16 protein-coding genes are annotated in these 15,477 nt (G+C 77.3%); 2 read left to right on the top strand and 14 right to left on the bottom strand.

The annotated features are described in order from the left end of the window. Positions 1 to 40 precede the first annotated feature (40 nt). Entirely contained in the window at positions 41 to 1,354 is a 1,314-nt protein-coding gene (locus tag TK50_RS00125; RefSeq protein ID WP_052503545.1) for a helix-turn-helix domain-containing protein, read from the top strand. Here TK50_RS00125 and TK50_RS35340 read toward each other — a convergent pair. Together TK50_RS35340 and TK50_RS00115 are read right to left on the bottom strand one after the other, a co-directional pair. After that, positions 1,347 to 2,054, bottom strand: coding sequence for a LuxR C-terminal-related transcriptional regulator (locus tag TK50_RS35340; RefSeq protein ID WP_052503544.1), 708 nt, complete (start codon positions 2,052 to 2,054; stop codon positions 1,347 to 1,349). The genes TK50_RS00125 and TK50_RS35340 overlap by 8 nt on opposite strands. A 74-nt stretch (positions 2,055 to 2,128) precedes the next feature. Further along, positions 2,129 to 2,653 (bottom strand): helix-turn-helix transcriptional regulator, encoded by a 525-nt coding sequence (locus TK50_RS00115; protein ID WP_052503543.1) that lies wholly within the window; start codon positions 2,651 to 2,653, stop codon positions 2,129 to 2,131. 273 nt (positions 2,654 to 2,926) lie between these two features. Between TK50_RS00115 and TK50_RS00110 the strand changes: the two genes are divergently transcribed. After that, positions 2,927 to 3,718 (top strand): AfsR/SARP family transcriptional regulator, encoded by a 792-nt coding sequence (locus TK50_RS00110; protein WP_158499139.1) that lies wholly within the window; start codon positions 2,927 to 2,929, stop codon positions 3,716 to 3,718. On the opposite strand, the gene TK50_RS00105 is transcribed toward TK50_RS00110, so the two are convergent. From TK50_RS00105 to TK50_RS00055, 12 genes are read right to left on the bottom strand one after another with little or no spacing between them, the layout of a single operon-like run. Beyond that, a complete protein-coding gene (locus tag TK50_RS00105) occupies positions 3,705 to 4,802 on the bottom strand; it encodes a zinc ribbon domain-containing protein (RefSeq protein WP_052503542.1) in 1,098 nt (365 codons plus the stop codon). The two genes, TK50_RS00110 and TK50_RS00105, sit on opposite strands and share 14 nt — an antisense overlap. Further along, positions 4,799 to 5,368 carry a phage tail protein gene (locus TK50_RS00100; RefSeq protein ID WP_043960749.1) on the bottom strand — a complete coding sequence of 190 codons (570 nt, stop codon included), beginning with the start codon at positions 5,366 to 5,368 and terminating at the stop codon, positions 4,799 to 4,801. Before TK50_RS00100 ends, TK50_RS00105 begins: the two co-directional genes overlap by 4 nt. 16 nt (positions 5,369 to 5,384) lie before the next feature. After that, positions 5,385 to 7,346 carry a putative baseplate assembly protein gene (locus tag TK50_RS00095; protein WP_043960748.1) on the bottom strand — a complete coding sequence of 654 codons (1,962 nt, stop codon included), beginning with the start codon at positions 7,344 to 7,346 and terminating at the stop codon, positions 5,385 to 5,387. Beyond that, positions 7,346 to 7,792, bottom strand: a complete 447-nt coding sequence (locus tag TK50_RS00090; RefSeq protein ID WP_043960747.1) for a GPW/gp25 family protein — start codon at positions 7,790 to 7,792, stop codon at positions 7,346 to 7,348. Before TK50_RS00090 ends, TK50_RS00095 begins: the two co-directional genes overlap by 1 nt. Before the next feature lie 7 nt (positions 7,793 to 7,799). Further along, on the bottom strand, positions 7,800 to 8,171 hold the full coding sequence (locus TK50_RS00085) for a PAAR domain-containing protein (RefSeq protein WP_052503541.1): 372 nt from the start codon (positions 8,169 to 8,171) through the stop codon (positions 7,800 to 7,802). Positions 8,172 to 8,185: 14 nt separating this feature from the next. Then, positions 8,186 to 9,949 carry a VgrG-related protein gene (locus tag TK50_RS00080; RefSeq protein WP_043960746.1) on the bottom strand — a complete coding sequence of 588 codons (1,764 nt, stop codon included), beginning with the start codon at positions 9,947 to 9,949 and terminating at the stop codon, positions 8,186 to 8,188. Then, positions 9,936 to 10,667 (bottom strand): CIS tube protein, encoded by a 732-nt coding sequence (locus TK50_RS00075; RefSeq protein ID WP_043960745.1) that lies wholly within the window; start codon positions 10,665 to 10,667, stop codon positions 9,936 to 9,938. The genes TK50_RS00080 and TK50_RS00075 overlap by 14 nt, the downstream gene beginning before the upstream one ends. Then, complete coding sequence (locus TK50_RS00070) at positions 10,664 to 11,095, bottom strand: phage tail protein (protein ID WP_043960744.1); 432 nt, start codon at positions 11,093 to 11,095, stop codon at positions 10,664 to 10,666. Before TK50_RS00070 ends, TK50_RS00075 begins: the two co-directional genes overlap by 4 nt. Positions 11,096 to 11,131: 36 nt before the next feature. After that, positions 11,132 to 14,392, bottom strand: a complete 3,261-nt coding sequence (locus TK50_RS00065) for a hypothetical protein (protein ID WP_144420106.1) — start codon at positions 14,390 to 14,392, stop codon at positions 11,132 to 11,134. Positions 14,393 to 14,398: 6 nt separating this feature from the next. Then, positions 14,399 to 14,557 (bottom strand): DUF6760 family protein, encoded by a 159-nt coding sequence (locus TK50_RS34280; RefSeq protein ID WP_176734419.1) that lies wholly within the window; start codon positions 14,555 to 14,557, stop codon positions 14,399 to 14,401. Further along, positions 14,554 to 15,030: a hypothetical protein gene (locus tag TK50_RS00060; protein WP_043960742.1), complete on the bottom strand. Its 477-nt coding sequence runs from the start codon at positions 15,028 to 15,030 to the stop codon at positions 14,554 to 14,556. The genes TK50_RS34280 and TK50_RS00060 overlap by 4 nt, the downstream gene beginning before the upstream one ends. Beyond that, a complete protein-coding gene (locus tag TK50_RS00055) occupies positions 15,027 to 15,467 on the bottom strand; it encodes a phage tail protein (protein ID WP_043960741.1) in 441 nt (146 codons plus the stop codon). The genes TK50_RS00060 and TK50_RS00055 overlap by 4 nt, the downstream gene beginning before the upstream one ends. Between the last annotated feature and the right edge of the window lie 10 nt (positions 15,468 to 15,477).

Raw genomic sequence — 15,477 nt, 5'->3', positions numbered from 1 at the left:
TGACGTTCACGGATGGGGTCGGCGTCTCGGGGACGTCGGGATGAACGGCCGGCTGGGCGCCCTGCTGCGGCGGCACCGCACGGACGCCGGCCTGACCCAGGAGGAGCTGGCCGACCTCGCGGGCGTCGCCGTGCGTACGGTGCGGAACCTGGAGCTCGGCCGCGTGGCCCGGCCGCAGCGCCGCACCGTGCAGGAACTGGCCGACCGCCTCAGCCTCTCCGAGCCGGACCGGTCCCGGTTGCTCACCGCGGCCCGCGGGGGCGGGTGGGACGACGGGGCGGGCTCCCTCCCCGGTGACCTGGCCGACTTCGCCGGCCGGGCCGGGGAACTGCGCCGGCTGGCCGGCGCGGCCGAGGCGGCCGGACGGTCCGGCGTCAGCCGGGTCGTGGTCGTCAGCGGCGCGCCTGGTGTCGGCAAGTCCAGCCTGGTGGTGCACGCCGCACACGAGCTGGCGCGCCGCTTCCCGGGCGGGCCCCTGTACGTGGACCTGCGGGGCCTGGACGACGAGCCGACGACCCCGGCGCAGGCCCTCGACCAACTGCTGACCGCCCTCGGCGTGACGGCCCCACCGCCCGCCACGGACGCCCGGCTGACCCTGTGGCGCACCCTCGCGGCCGACCGCCGCGGGCTGCTGGTGCTGGACGACGCACGCGACGAGGCGCAGGTGCGGCCCCTGCTGCCGGGCGGGCCGGGCTGGCTGGTGCTGGTGTCCAGCCGCAACGCCCTGGCCGGGCTGGTCGGGGCGGACCGGATGCCGCTGGGCGTGCTGTCCGACGCCGAGACGCGCACCCTGCTCGCCGCGTCCGTGGGTGGCGGGCGGATCGCCGACGACGACCCGGCGGCGGCGGAGCTGGGCCGGCTCTGCGGCGGGCTGCCGCTCGCCCTCCGGGCCGCCGCGAACCGACTCGCGGTCCGGCCCGAGTGGAGCGCGCGGTGCTTCGTCGAGCGGCTCCGCGACGAGCAGCGCCGGCTCGACCTGCTGCGGGCCGGCGACATCCAGGTGCGGGGGGCGTTCGAACGGTCGTACCGGCTGCTCGACCCGTCCGTCCGGCGCACGTTCCGGCTGCTGGGCGCGGCCCCGCTGCCGGAGTACACCGCGCCGGTGGTCGCGGCGTTGTCCGGCGAGCCGGTGCCGGTCGCCGAGGACCGGCTCGACAGGCTGGTCGACGCGGGACTGCTCGGCACCGGCGCGGCCCCCGGCCGGTACGTCCTGCACACGCTGCTGGCGCTGTTCGCCGCCGAGCGGTTCGCCGGTGACGAGGCGGCCGGGGACCGGGAGGCGGCCCGGGGGCGGTTGGCCGCCCACCTGCGGGGTCGGGGCGCGGGGGCCGGCGGGCCCGATTCCCTCAGGTGACCGGGTCGGTGCTCCCCGACCGCCGCCGCACCAGGCCGAGGGTGATCGCCTCGCGGGTCAGCTCCGCCTTGTTCCCGACGTCCAGCTTGGACCTGATCCGGGTGAGGTAGGTGTTCACCGTCGCCTCGGAGATGCCGAGCCGGCGCGCGGCCTGCGCGTGCGTCAGCCCCTGGGCGATCAGCGTCAGCGTCGCCGCCTCCCGGGGGGCGAGCGCCGGGCGGCCGGGCGGCCGGAAGCGCGCCCGGTCGCGGCCGGGGCCGGGCCCCGGCGCGCAGGCCGGGGCCCGACCTCCGCCGGCCACCGGCCGCCCCGCCTCCGGGCCGGTCGCGCAGGCCCGGAGCCGCGCCGACAGCGTCGGGCACAGGTAGAACCCGCCGGCCGCGACCACGTCGAGGGCCGTCCACAGGTGGACCCGCTCGGTCGCGGTGGTCACCACCGAGCGGGCGCCGGCCCGGATCGCGTCCAGCGTCGCGCCCTCCGCGGACTCCGGCACCATCACCAGCGTCGGGTGCCGGGCGCACGACCAGCGGAGGACCTGCGGTGGCGGGTCGACCAGGACCACGACCGCCACCGTCCCGGCCTCCACCTCGCTCACCGCGTCGACGGCGCGCAGGCTCCGCACCCGGTCGTTGCCGTCGATGAGCTGGCGCACCCCGCGCCGGGCCAACGGCTCGGCCACCACCACACACACGTCGAACATCGCCCCACCCCTCGGTGAGCAGTCAACTACGGTGCGGTTGGCGGGGCGAGGCAAGACGACCGGCAAGAACGGGTTCACACCGACAAATAGCCGAGTTCCACCGCCCGCCGGGTCAGCTCCGCCTTGTTGGCCGCCCCGAGCTTGCGGCGCAGCCGCTTGGCGTACGTGTTGACGGTCTGCTCCGTCACCCCGAGGCGGTGGGCGACCTGCCGGTGGGTGAGGCCCTGCGCGATGCACCGCAGCGTCTCCACCTCGCGGGGGCCGAGCGACACCTCCGACCCGCCCGGCGACGCCCGGCCGCCGCCGTCCGGTCGGCCGCCGACCAGCGCCGCCACGCTCCGCGACAGGTACGACCCGCCGGTGAGCACCGCCGACCGGGCCAGTTCCAGCTCGTCGACGCCGTCGCCGTCGCGCAGGACGGCCCGGGCCCCGGCGGCGAGCAACGCCAGCGGGTCGACCGTGGTGGCGCGGGGCAGCACGAGCAGCACCAGCCCGTCGGCGGCGAGCGTGGCCAGCTCCGGCCAGCGTTCGCCGGTCAGGCGGTCCCACCGGACGACGACCGGCGCGGGGCCGGCGTCGGGTGGATCGACGGTCGGCATCAGGTTGCTCCCGGGAAGGATGGGTGCCCGAACCCCAGCGTGTACCGAGCGCTACCGATGGTAGATGCCGGAGAAGTCCCCAAAATGACGGCTGTCCATGTCCCCCGCGCGCCGCGCACACTGTCCCCCGCGGCGTCGACGTCGCCACCTCCCCAGCACCGGCCGTCCTGCCTGCGCCGCCCCGGCGTCGTCGCCCCGCGCGGCCCGGTGTCGGCGTCCGGCGCGTGCCGGCGCGCGGTCGGCGTCGCCGTGGCGGCAAGGGAGACAGATCACATGATTTCGAGGGATCGCCCGATCGTTGCGGCAGAACACCCCCGCCTGTGGTTGCGGTGCTTCGGCGGATTCCGGCTGGAACTGGACGGCGTCCCGGTGGTCTGGTCGGGCGTCCGGCCCCGGGTCCGGACCCTGATGCGCTTCCTGGCGGCCGAGGCCGGCCGGCCCGTGCACCGGGAACGGATCATGGCGGCGCTCTGGCCGGAGCTGCCGGAACGGGCCGCCGTCAACAACCTGCACGTGAGCGTGTCGACGCTGCGCACCTTCCTGGAGCCCGGGGTGGCCCGGGGCGCGTCCCGGTTCGTCGTCCGGGACGGGGCGTCGTACCTGCTGGACCCGGGGCCGGGCGGCGGCAGCGACGTGCTGGCCTTCGAGGCGGCGCTGGCCGTCGCCCGGCATGCCGGGCCGACCGGCGACGCCACCACGGTCACCGGGGCGCTGCGCGGCGCACTCGATCACTACGGCGGTGACCTGCTGCCGGAGGACGGGACCGCCGAATGGGTGGTCGCCGACCGGGAACGGTACCGGGCGCGGGCGACGGAGGCGGCGGCGCTGCTCGCCCGGGTGGAACTGGACCGGGGGCGGGCACGGGCGGCGGTGCTGGCCGCCCGGCGGGCGCTGGAGCTGGACGGCTACCACGACGACGGCTGGCGGCTGCTCGTGGCCGCGCAGCGTCGGGCCGGCGACGTGGCCGCGTCCCGGCGCAGCCAGCAGACGTACGAGCGGGTACTGCGCTCGCTGGGCGTGGCCCACCCGTCGGCGGCCCGGCCCGTGCACGTCACGGCCGCCTGAACACCTCCACCTCGGCCAGCGCCACCTCCCGCCCCCGCTGCGCGCCGTAGCTGGCGTCGATCGTCAACCGGAGCCGGGTCACCCCGCCCACCACGTGGTGGAAGGTCTGCGGCCCCGGCCGGTCGGTCAGCCGCAGCTGCCGGGCGCTGCTCGGGCCGTCCCCGGTCCACAGGGTCATCGTCAGCTCGGCCGGTCGCGCCTGCCGGACGAAGGCGTCCTGCTGCGGCGACGCCCCGGTGTGCACGATCAGGTCCATCAGCCGGATCGGCGGGTCGAAGGTCAGCTCCACGTACTGGCCGGTGGCGGGCCGGTCGGCGGCGGGCGCCCAGTAGCGGTTGTTCAGGCCGTCCACGACGGACCGGGCGGGGTGCCCGCGCGCCTCGCTGGAGGCCACCACGGCGCTGGGCAGGACGGCCTCGGGCGTCGCCGTGCGGTCCCGCACCGCGTCGACGGCCCGGGGACCGAACCGGACCGCCGCCCAGACCGCCGCGGCGAGCAGGGCCAGGACGACCAGCACCGCGAGCAACCGGCGCAGCCCGCCCCGGCCGGGTCGCCGCCGGGGCCAGCGCAGACGACGCCACCACGGCACGGCCCCCGCCGGGCCCGTCGGCGCGGCCAGTGGCCCGCCGCAGCGGCGGCAGAACGACCGGCCCGCCGGGTTGCCGGTGCCGCAGGCCGGGCAGACCACGTCGCCCGGCGCGCCAGCGGTGTCCCCGGCGAAGTCGCGGACCACCGGCGCGGGGGCCACGGGCAGCCCCGGCTGCACCGCCCGGGGCTGGTCGGCGGCGGGCGGCGGCTCGGCGGGGGCCGACGCGGGCACCGGGTCGGGCGGCCCGCCAGGTCCGTCGTCGTCGGCGGGGCGCACCGGTACGACGAGCGCGGCGGCCCGCCGCGCGGCGGTGTCCCCGGCGTCCGCGACGGGCCCGGCGGCGGTGTCCGCGACGGGCTCGGCAGTGGCATCGTGGGCCGTGGCCGTCGGGGCGGGCGGCGGCGTGGGGTCGTTCCAGGCGAGGAACGCACCGCAGTTGCCGCAGAACCCGTCGCCGGGGGAAACCTCGGCGCCGCAGTTGTCGCAGGTCCTCATCGCGCCCCGCCCGTCGCCGGGCCGCCGTCGGGCGGCAGCACCTCCACCGTGTACGGCACGTGCGCCGGCCTGTTCGCCTCGATGACCGCCCGCAGCCGCGCCGCGAGCGCCGGGCCCGGCTCGGCGACGCGGATCCGCACCGTCAGGGCCGGCTCGGGCGACCCGGGCAGCGCGCCGCCGGGGGTGGCCGACCAGGCGGTGCCGCCGCTCTCGACGATCTCCGCGGCGATCCCCGTGGCCAGCCGCACCTCCTCGGCGAGCGCGGCGGCCGTGCCGCGTACGCGGTGCCGGCCGACCGCACCGGCGACCACCCGCCGCCGGTCGTCGCCGGCCCCGTCGGGCGGGCCACCGGCGGCGACCCAGCCGCCCAGCCAGTCCACGAAGTCGGGCGGGGCCAGCGCCGGGTCGAAGTACGCCCACAGGTTGTCCAGGGTGGCGTGCACCGGCGCGATCACCTGGTCGTACGCGCCGGTCAGGCGCTGGGCCAGGTCGTCGGCGGCGTAGACGGCGGGCAGCCGCCGACCCAGCGGGTCGGGCGTGGCCAGCCCCTCGACGGCGGCGCGCATGCCACCCCCCTCTCGCTCAGGCACCCGACCGGTGCTCGTCGACGCGGACCTGGTGCTGGTGGGAGAAGACGAGGGCGTGCCGGTCCAGCTCGATCCGGGTCACCTGCTCGCCCCGGCGGCCCGTCAGCGGGTCGGCGGGGAACATGCGTACCTCCTCGACGACCTCGACCCCCGGCAGCCGTTGCAGCACCCCGAACACCTCGCCGGAGTGCACCTGCCGCCCGAACGGCCAGCCGGTCCCCTCCGGCCCGCCGCGCACCGGGTCGAGATAGCGGTAGAGGGTGGCCGTCGCCTCGGCCCGCAGCTGGGCGACGGCGGTGTCGGGGCGGGGGACGAGCCGGGCGACGACCGTGACGCCCTGGTAGAACGGCGGCTCCACGACCAGCCGCGCCCCGATCGGGCGGCGGGCTTCCAGGTGCTCGGCGATGGTGGCGAGCATCCCGTCCGGGGGGACGAGGTCCTCGAAGTGGAGGCGGCCCTCCTCGTCGGCGACGGCCTCCGGCACCACCAGCAGGCGTACGCCGCCGGCCGCGCTGCCGTCACCGGCGGGCAGGCACCGGACCCGGGCGGCGGCCGGGCACGCCTGCCTTGCCAGCAGCTCGTAGTCGCGGGCGGTGACCGCCCGGTCCTGGGCCCGCAGCTGCACCGGCCCGCGCAGCCGGGCCTCCGCGACGGTCTCCCCGTCGACGCCGCCGGTGGCGGGGGCCCGGTTCTCCACCCGCGACACGTACGGCATCGAGCTGCGCAGCACGGCCAGGGCCCCCCGGGCGACGTTGCCGCTGTGCCCGCCCCCGGTGCGGTAGCGCCGCACCCGGATCCGGGAACCGGCCGTCGGCACGGCACCGTAGCGGCGCAGGGTGCCGTCGGGTTGCCGGACGGCCGGGCCGAACAGGATCTCCCCGGCGGTGCGGTCGACGACGACGTGCCGGTCGCCCGGCCCGGACCCGCCGAACGTCTCCACCTCCGTCCACTCCAGCCACCCGGTGCCGTCGCTGCTCTCCACCACCAGCGGGTGCTCGTCGGGGACGATGGGCGGCCGGGCCACCGTCAACCGCTGGCCGGGCACCCCCTCCGCCTCGCCGACCTGCTCGCCGAGGACGGTCTCGGCGTGCACGGCGCCGACCGTGCCGCCGATGGTGGCCGCCTCCACGGAACGCACCGTCGGCGAGGCGGCGTAGAACGGCTGGCCGGGCCGGGCCGCCACCAGCCGGCACCGCAGCCAGCCGGCCCGCTGCCCGGCCACCACGGAGGTGACGTGGGCGGCGGGCACGTGCAGCACCACCTCGCCGGGCCGGTTCAGCCCGCCGGTGTCGTCGTGGTCGACGTCGCACGGCGACCAGCGCTCACCCGTCCACGCCTCCCACACCAGCGGCGGCTGGCGTGGGTCGACGCCGACGCCCTCCACCCGGCTGTCCATCCGCAGCAGCACCGCGCAGGACGGCACGGCGGCGGAGAGGCCGACGAGCATGGCGTCGCCCACCGACGGGACAGCGGGAAAGCAGGACACGTCCCGGCCGTCGAGCAGCTCCTCGGTCCGGTCCGCCGGCGGGCCCTCGGCGGGGTGGCTGCGTAGCCGGGTCAGCTCGCAGGGCACCACCGCCAGGTCCGTCGTGGTGGTGAACACGACGGCCTCGTCGGTCTGGGTGCGTTCGGTGCCGACCTCGGTGCCGGCGCGCAGCAGCACCGGCTGGGTCTGCGGGCCGGAGAGCCAGAACGTGACGTCGCCCCGCGCGGCCGTCGGCGGGAACGGCCGCACCCCGATCAGGTCGAGGAACGCCAGGTAGTTCTTCTCCGGCACCCGGTTGAGCCGGTAGAGCAGCTGGTCGACCATGTGGGCGAACGTCTCGACCAGGGTCACCCCGGGGTCGGAGACGTTGTGGTCGCTCCACTCCGGGCAGCGCTGCTGGATGAAGCGTTTCGCCTCGTCGACGAGCTGCTGGAAACGGCGGTCGTCCAGGTTGGGCGCGGGCAGCGGCATCAGGCGGCGCTTTCCTCGTGGTTGCTTCCCCCGCGCGAGAGGGTGCTCTCCTCGTGGGAGGGGATGACGTAGAACGGGAAGACCAGGTTGCGCGGGTCGTTGGTGCCCCTGATCGAGTAGCGGACGTCGATGTAGAGCACCCCGGCGTCCTCGGCGTCAAAGTTGATCACCACGTCGGTGACGTCGATGCGGGGCTCCCACCGGTCGAGCGCCCGGCGCACCTCGAAGGCGATCCGTCCGGCGGTGTTCTCGTCGGCCGGGGCGAAGACGTAGTCGTGCACCCCGCAGCCGAACTCCGGCCGCATCGGCCGCTCGCCCGGCGCGGTGCCGAGGATGAGTCCGATCGCCTCGACGATCTCCCGCTCCCGGTCCACCAGGGCGATGCCGCCGGTGGCGTCGGTGCGCAGCGGGAACGCCCAGCCCGCCCCGATGAACTGCTCGGCCACCGCCGCCTCACCCGCCGATCAGCACGGTCGTCGCCCCGGTGCTCACCACGGCCTTGCAACCGGTGGCGTCGCCGCGCCGCGCCGCCTGGTGCCCGCCGATCAGCACCCGGCGCAGCGGCGGCGGCACCGCCGGCACGATCCGGTTGGTCAGCAGCAGCACGGCGTGCTGCGGCGGCTTCTCGCAGACGCAGACCGTGCCGACCACGGCGGCCGGCCTGCCGGCGATGAGCACGCTGGACACCCCGAGCAGCGGGGCGCCGGGCGTGCCCGGCGGCAGGGCCTGCCCGCCCGGCGGCCCGATGGTCCCCGTGGGCGGCCCCGGGGTGACCCCGGTGGCCAGGTGGCTGATCTTGTCACCGATGCGCGCGGCCGGCGGCATGAGCGTCCCTCCGGTCAGTTGAGCTTCACGAGTGGTGCCTGGATGTCGACCTGGGTGCCGCCGTCGACGCTGACCGACCGGCCCTTCAAGGTCAGCTCGCCCGCCCCGGCGTCGAGGGTGATCCCCCGCCCCTTCACCGTGACCTGCTGCCGGGCCTCGATCTCGACGCTGCCGTCGCTGTGCACCACCACGGCCGTACGCCGGTCGTCGAGGTGCACGGTCAGCCGGTCCCGGGCCGTGGTCAGCCGGATCCCGCGCGGCCCCGAGGGCAGCGCCGACTCCAGGAACTCGATCCGGTCCCCGCGACGCGAGGCCAACGAGCGGCGGTTGATCCGCCCCGACGAGGCGTCCACCAGCGCGCCCTCGTGCACCGACGGCTTGTCCACCCCGTTGTACAGCCCGCCGATGACGTACGGGCGGTCCAGCAGCCCCTGCTCGAAGCCCACGAGGACCTCGTCGTTGACCTCCGGGCAGAACACCCCGCCCCCGCCGACGCCGCCGAGCTGCACCGTACGCACCCAGTCCGTCTCGTAGTCCGGCGCGTCCGTCAGCCACGGGAAGCGCAGCCGCACCCAGCCCTGGCCGACCCGCTCGGGGTGCCGGCGGTCCACGTCGGCCTTGGTGTTGGTGACGATCGCGACGGCCAGCCCCGGGATCCGGGTCGCCCGCGCGGGCGCGGCGGCCCCCGTGGCGAGGCCCCACGTCGACCGGTCCTGCCGGCCGCTGACCGTCAGCCACGTCTCGTAGAGCTGGGCGGGGCCGAAGACGTGCCGGCTCGCCGTGATCGTGTACTTCCCCTCGAACGGAGCGCCCACCTGCTGCAGCGACAGCGGCACCCCCGCCCGCAGCCGGGGGTTGCCCCGGATCCCCACCTCCAGCTCCGCGAACGCCGCCGTCACGTCGGCCGCCACCGCCCCGGCCACCGCCCGCGTCTCGGCCACCGTCCGGTAGGGCACGTCCGCCACGCAGAGCCGGGCCGCGCCGAACGGCTGGGCCGCCTTCGCCGGGGTGGTGCCGATCTGCACCTCGTCGCTGGCGTCGGTGGCGACCTCCGTACTCACCGGCCGCTTCGCCCGCACGTCCCAGCCGCGCACCGTCACCCCGGCCACCTGACCCACGGAGGTGACGGTGGAGCGCACCGACAGCAGGTTCTCGTTCATCTCCACCACGAACGGGCTCTGCTCGGCGGTGACCCCCGCGCCCGGCGCGGCGGCGGCCCGCACCGACCGGCGGAAGAAGAACCGGCCGTCGACCACCACCACCTCGGCGTCGTTGTCGACCGCGAGCATCTTGAGGAACTCCCAGTCGTTGACGTTCGGCTGGGTGACCGTCTCGTACACGGTGGGGGTGGGGTCGATCCGGCCCACCGGGATCCCGGCGGCGGCGGCGACCTCCCGGGCGATGTCGGAGGCCTTGCGGTTGACGAAGCTGCGCACCCGCTGCCCCCGCATCAGCCGGTGCGACAGGTCCAGCGCCCGGACGGTGGTGAAGGTGCCCACCCCGTCGTACTCCGACTCCAGCGTCACCACCTCCCCGGCGAACAGCGGCAGCGGGGCGGCGTCGCGGCCGGTGCGGACCCGGACGGTCACGTCGGTGCCGATGGTCACCCCGTTGTCCCGCAGGAACCGGCTCTGCTGGTCGCGGAAGCGCAGGGTCGCCGTGGCGGCCAGGTTCGTGCTGTCCTCCACCACCGCCGACACCAGCCGGTCGGCCCAGGCCCGGGGCAGCGCGCCGGGCAGGCCCACGACCAGGTTGTTGGTGTGGTCACCGCTGGACATCGAAGCCCTCCCCGGTACGCAGTTCCTCCGGCGCGGGCAGCAGGAGTTGGCGGCCGGGGCGCAGCCGCACCGGGTCGTCGATGTCGTTGGCCTCCGCGATGACCCGCCACGCGGTCGGGTCCCCGTACTCGCGGTGGGCCAGCAGCTCCAGGGAGTCCCCGGCGACCAGCCGGTGCACCCGGCGGGCGGTGCGGCTGCCCGACGTCGGGTTCTGCCCCGGGGTGGAGCCGCTGACCTCGTTGAGCGTCAGCGAGCAGGTCGCCCGCAGCGGGGTGCCGTCCGGGTCGAACAGGCTGTAGGTTGCGTTGACCTGGCTGACGTACGAGTAGAACGACACCGTCTGGAACTGCCCCCAGGCGAACTTCACCCACGGCGGGGACGGTGCCTTCGCCGCGATGCTCGCCTTGGTGGGCACGCAGCAGGTGAGCAGGGCGTCGACCCGGTCCTGGACTGTGCGGGAGTGGGTGTCCGTGGCGTCGAGGAAGACCTCCAGGGTCAGCGTCCGGGGCCCGGACCCGCTGAACTCGGCGACCCCGACGTCCGCCGCCCCGCGTACGACGTGCGGGATCCAGCTCGCCGACTTGGTCAGCGCGAGCTGCTGCGGGTTGAACATGAAGGTGATCGGCCCGCCGAGGGCACCGCCCGGCTGGTTCCCGCCCGAGGTGGGCGGCTGGTACCGCTGCAGGTGCGCCGCCACCTTCCCGGCCCGTGACCTCATCCGCCGACCTCCAGGAAGCCGTGGTACGCCAGCTCGATGCTCTCGCTGGCCACCTCCGAGCGGTTCGGGTCGAACGACGGCCCGGACCACCGCACCAGGACGACGTCGGCTAGTCCCCACTGCACCAGCATCGCCAGGTCGGGCCGGAGCGCGGCGATCTGCGCGGTGCCCCGGCGCACCCCGCTGGGCAGTTGCGCGAGATAGCTGGAGACCTTGGCGGTGTCCCTGGTCAGCGGGCGGGTCAGGGTGACGTTGGAGTAGCGCAGCCGCGACGGCAACTGCCAGACGAACTCGTTGTTGCCGCCCTCCTGGTACTGCTCCAGCTCGACCTCGCAGCCGAGCCCGTCGCAGCCACTCCAGTCGCCCAGGTCGATGCCGTCGATCTGGAGCCGGAAGTGGACGCTGGTCCCCGGGTCGTCACCGGCCATCGCCGTCTCCCCTCTCGTGCTGATCGGTGCGCCGGCTCATCGGGTGCCGTCCCGCCACCGGCCGGTCCGTTCCCGGGCGGCCCGCAGGTCGGCCCGGACCAGCCGGCTGACCGGTTCGACCAGGCGGTGGGCCAGGGCGTCCAGGTGCCGCCGGTCCAAGCCCCGCAGCAGGGTCTCGGGGTCCGGCCCCGGGTCCGGCTCCGGGGCGGTGCCGGTGCTCACGGCGGCTTCCCGCCGCTGGACGGCCGCCGGTGGGGCGGCCCGCCGCGTCGGCCCGCCGCCCCCCGGCCGGGCCCCGGCGACACTCGTCGTGCCGGTGCCGCTCGTCGCGTCCGGCCGGGCCGTGGCCCGCTGGACGGCCGCCGGGGTGCCGCTGGCGACCCCCGTCGCCGTGCTCGTCCGCCGCGCCGGGCCCGTGGTGCCGTCCGGTCCGCCGGCCGCCACCGGGCCCGCCGCCCGCCGCGTCGGCAGCGGTACGCCCGCGAAGTCGGCCTGCCGCGGCGACGTGCCCGGCGACGCGTGCGGTGCCGGGTTGGCCGCCCCGGCGAGGAGGAGCACGGGAACCGAGCCCCGCCCGGTGCCCGGCCCACCATCCGCCCGCCCGCCCTGCCCGCCCTGCCTGTTCTGCCCGCCCTGCCTGTTCTGCCCGCCCTGCCCGGTCCGGCCGTCGGGACCGGCCCCGACGGGTCCGGTCGTGCCGTGGCCGTCGGGTGCCCGACCGCCGCTGGCCCCGGCGGGCCCGCTCGCGCCGGACGGTCCCGCCCGGTGCCGGCCCGTTCGCTGGGGGCTCCCCCCGCCGGGGCGTCCGTCGGCCGTGGCCGCCGGACGGGGCGTGCTGCCCGCGTCGACCCGGGGGGCCCGCTGGACGGCGGTCGGGCCGCCGGACGGCGTTCCCGGCCTGCCCGACTGCGTTCCCGCCCTGCCGGACGAGGTTCCCGCCCCGCCGGACAGCCCGGCGGAGGCCGGTTCGGGGTTGCCCGCACCGCGCGTCCGCCAGGTCACCGGCACCCCGGTCCGTGCACCGGCCGGGACCGCGCCGGCCGGTGCCGATGCCCCGGTCAGCAGGGGCAGCCCGCGTCCGGCCAGCAGCGGAACCCGGCGCGGACCGGCCGGATCGGGCGACGCGCCCTGAGTGCCGGAGGCGGGCGGCGCGTCATGCCCGACGGAAGCAGCCGGCGCACCCTGCACCGCGGAAGTAGCCGGCGCGCCCTGCGCGTCGGGGGCGGGCGGCACGTCGTGCGGGACCCGGGCGGGCGGCGCGTCGCGGGGGCGGACCGGCGCGGGCGGCGGTGCTCCCTGCGGGACGACGCCGGCTGACGGCACGCCCTGCGGCACCGGTGCGGGCGGCGGCACCGCGCGGGCGGCCGGGTCCGGGCCGGTGTTGCCGGAGGGGGCGACCACCGCCGGGGGACCGCCTGCGGTCCCGGGCAGGTCCGCCGGCCGCCACCGGAGCCGCTGCACCGCCGGCCGCGACGAGGTGCCGGCGGCACCGCCCGACGCGCCGCCGACCGGGGGCCGGACCGGTACGCGTGGCGGTACGGGCAGCGCCCGGTGCCGGTCGCCGTCCGTGGCGCGGTGGGGGCCGTCCGGCGTGCCCGGCGACGGCCGGGTTCCCCCCGCCCGGGTGGCCGGTGCGCCGGCCGGGGCCGGGCGAGCGGGCCGAGGGGTGTCGCCCGTCGGGGCGGGACGCGGCGGCGCGGGGGCCGGCCGGTCGGCACCGCCTGCGGGGGCGACGGCCGATGGTGTGCCGGGCCGGGAGGACCCGCCTCGGGAGGCGTCGGTCGGGAGCGCGTCGTGGCTGGTGGGCGGGGTCGGGCGCACCAGCGGGGGCGGGGCGTCGGCGGGCAGCGGCGGCCCCAGGCCGGCGCGTCCGGGACGGCGCTCCCCGAGATCGGTCGACCCGGGACCGGTCGACCGGCGCGGGTCGCCGCCCGGTCGTGGGCCCGGGCCGGTGCTCGTCCCGGCCGGCTCCCGACCGGCCGGTGCGCGCTGCACCGTCGGCGGGTGGCCGGACGGCCCCCGGCCCGCCAGGTCGCCGGCGGTCGTGCCGATGGAGGGTCCCGGTGGAGCCGGTCGCCCGGCCGCGCCGGGTCGGGCGGTCCCGGGCAGCGCGGGCAGCGGGTCGCCGAGGCCGAGCCGGGCGGCGGGGCGCACCGGCGGTGGCCCGCCGCGCCCCTGCCCTGATCCACTGTGGACGACCGGTGCGGCCGACCCGCCATCCGGGGCACCCGGTGGGGATCCGCCGTCGGGCCCGGCGGGCGGAGCCGTGGCGTCCGGTCGGCCGGGCGGCATGCTGCCGGTGGCACCGCTGGGCGGGGCGCCGGTGAGATGGGCGGCGGTGGAGTGGGCGGCGTCGGAGGGTGCGGGGCCGGAGGGTGCGGGGCCGGGGGCGGCCGGAACGGTGCGGGTCCGGCCGCCGGTCGGGGCGACGGGCCCGGCGGGGCGCGGATCGGCGGCCGACGGGGGGCGGCCCGTCGGAGGGGGGACGGCCGTCGCCGCCGTCGCGGGCGGCGTGGCCCGCTGGACCGTGGCCGGCCGACGGGCCGGCAGCGGCGCACCGGCCAGCCTGCGGACCGGGCCCGGTGGCGGCGCGGTGACCATTGCCCCTGCCCCTGGCCCTGCCGCAGCCCCGGCCGGCTTCGTGGCCGCCACCAGGGGCGGGCGCGAGGCACCCGCTGGTGCCGCAACCCCCGCCGGTGCCGTCGCCGGGTCCGAGGCCGGAGCCAGGGGCCGGGCCGACGCCAAGGTCGGAGCTGACGTCGAGGCCGGTGCCGACACCGGGGGCGGTGCCGGAGCCAGGGGTGGGACCGGCGTAGGCACGGCCGGCGCGCCGCCGGTGGCCGGATCGGCGGCCGGGTGGTCCGCCCCCGGGCCGTCGGCGGGGAGACCGGCGACCCTCCGCTGGACGGCGGGCAACTGTGGAGCCGGCCCCCGGCCGGCGTCCGGTCGGGCCGGGCGGGGCCGGGCCAGGTCGTGGACGACCCCGAGCGGTGCCTGGTCGCTGACCAGGTGGTCGAGCGGCGTGCGCAGGGTCGGGTCGCGGTAGGTGGCCAGCCGGTCGGTGAACCGGGGCAGGTCGGCGACCTGGAGCGGACCCGTGGACACCGCCCGCATCAGCGGCGGCAGCGCCCGCCAGCCGGGGTCGCCGGCATCTGTGGGGACGCTGCCCGGGTCGCCGGGCGGCGGCGGGCCCGCCGGCCCGGCCGGGGCGGGGGACGGGCGGGCGTCACCGACGGTGCCGGCCACCCGGGCGCGGGTGCCGGCGGCCAGCCGCCGCATCCTGTCGCGTAGCCCCATCGCGCCTCACTGACCTTCGTTCATCCTGGTGTTGATGCGGGCGATCTCCGCGACGTACCGGGCCCGCTCGGCGTGGGTGAGGGCGAGGATCTCGGTGCGCGGCCAGTGGAAGTGGTAGGCGACGTACGAGACCTCCTCGTGGAGCCGGTCGGCCCCGTACGTCACGATTCCCCCGGGCGACCACCGGCCAGGTCCACCTCGAAGACCGACTCGCACGCCGGGCAGGTGACCTCGGCGAGGGTGTGCCCCTCGGCGTTGATCCGCCGGTACAGGTCCTGCAGGAAGGCCAGGTCGGAGGCGAAGAGCCGCTCGACGACCTCCGCCCGGACCTGGGTGATCGTGCCCAGCCGGGTGATCACCAGGCTGAGCAGGACGATCGACAGGTACGCCGGGTTCTGCTTGACCCGCAGGTCCACCAGGGGCGCCAGCTCGTCGCGGGCGGTGGCCAGCCGCATGCTGCCGTCCCGGTGTACGGTGCCGTCCTCGTCGACGTACCCCCGGGGAAGTTGGAAGGTGAACTCCGTCTGGAGCCGGACGGGCGCGACCGGCGCGACCACCGGCGAGGCGGCCTCCTCCGGGCCGCCGGCCGGGTCGACGAGGGTGTCGAGGCCCCCGGCCGAGACACCACGGCGTCTCATTGCGCGCTGATCTCCTCGTAGACCACGGTGACCTTCTCGGTCGCCGCCGTCGGGTCGCCGGCCTTCAGCCCCGGCCCCTCCCACTTGCTCACCCACGCGTTGGACAGGTCGAAGCGCCGCGTCTCGGACTTGTCGGCGTTGTTGAGGATGATGCTGATGTTCTGCCGGGCCGCCTCCACCGCGCCCTTCAGGAACGTCTCCTTGATCCAGTCGGTGAAGGCGCTGCTCTTGTCGAGCCCCCGGGTGATGGTGACCTCGCCGGCCTTCCGGGCCCCCGGGATCTTCCGGATGATCAGCTCGCCGGTGGCGGTCACCGACTTGACCTCGATCGAGTCCAGCTCGACGGTCAGGCCGCTGACCTCCTGCACCAGCTCCACCTGGATGCCGCCCAGCTCCACCTGGAAGCTGTGCACGATAAGGGTGTCACCACTGGCCATCGTGGCCGCC

The organism is Micromonospora haikouensis, assembly GCF_000876225.1.
Taxonomy (GTDB): Bacteria; Actinomycetota; Actinomycetes; order Mycobacteriales; family Micromonosporaceae; genus Micromonospora; species Micromonospora haikouensis.
This window is presented reverse-complemented; position numbering and strand designations above follow the sequence as displayed.